The organism is Pelagimonas sp. (assembly GCF_050633425.1).
GTDB lineage: Bacteria > Pseudomonadota > Alphaproteobacteria > Rhodobacterales > Rhodobacteraceae > Pelagimonas.
In genome coordinates this window covers 1-687 of the sequence record NZ_JBOEGM010000074.1, presented here as the reverse complement: position 1 = coordinate 687, position 687 = coordinate 1, and the positions used below count along the sequence as shown (strand labels likewise).

Annotated in this window: 1 protein-coding gene; it reads right to left on the bottom strand. The window is 48.0% G+C overall.

The features are described 5' to 3' along the window. Positions 1–85: 85 nt before the first annotated feature. On the bottom strand, positions 86–586 hold the full coding sequence (locus ACRBB0_RS27300; RefSeq protein WP_431377624.1) for a hypothetical protein: 501 nt from the start codon (positions 584–586) through the stop codon (positions 86–88). Positions 587–687: the final 101 nt, after the last annotated feature.

Sequence of the window (687 nt, the reverse complement as noted above, 5' to 3'; positions counted from 1 at the left end):
GGACTTTCCGGACCTTCATTGAATTCAAGGCAAGGATCGCTTTGAGCATAAACTGCCCACCTATATGTGTGCAAAAGTGACTAGATCAAAGCCCCATAAAGTCGTCAAATTGGCCAGCATCGTGTAGTATCTCACCACCGTCAGCGCTGACGTCGAAAAAACCGACACCGGTTGTCAAAGCTGTGTTGAACACGCGGTTGTAAGCTTGATCTGAGACCGACCAAGCAAACGCCATGTAAATGGCATTTTTTGCGATACAATAATCAGTGACTAAGGCTTCATCGAACGCTGGCGGAGGAGCAGAACTGACAGTTTTTGAGGTAAATATTTTCGACAAAAAGCCTTTTGGCTTGGGTTCAGGAAGTGGCGTGCTTAGTTGATCAAAGTCATAGGCGTCAGGACCATTCATCGGTGGAAATTCTTCACGTAACTTTTCATAAAAGTCATGCAGATTGCCCGTTACGCCCTCTGGTGAGTTGTAGTCTCTCTCCTCGTCCCACTTTACGAGCTGCTTATACCAAACCATAAATTCCGTCCGCTCACGCGGTGCCACGGCTGGGTCAAAGACTAATAGATCGTAGCTCATGTTCACGTCCCTTCAACGACACCTAAACCACGAAGACGGCCAGCTTCTTCGTCAGTTTGCAGACACTCGTGCATTGCGCAGCATTGGTCACTCTGGGCTCT

Excerpts from the sequence above, each read along its gene's own strand:
- ACRBB0_RS27300 (WP_431377624.1), bottom strand. The coding sequence starts at position 586 with ATGAGCTACGATCTATTAGTCTTTGACCCAGCCGTGGCACCGCGTGAG.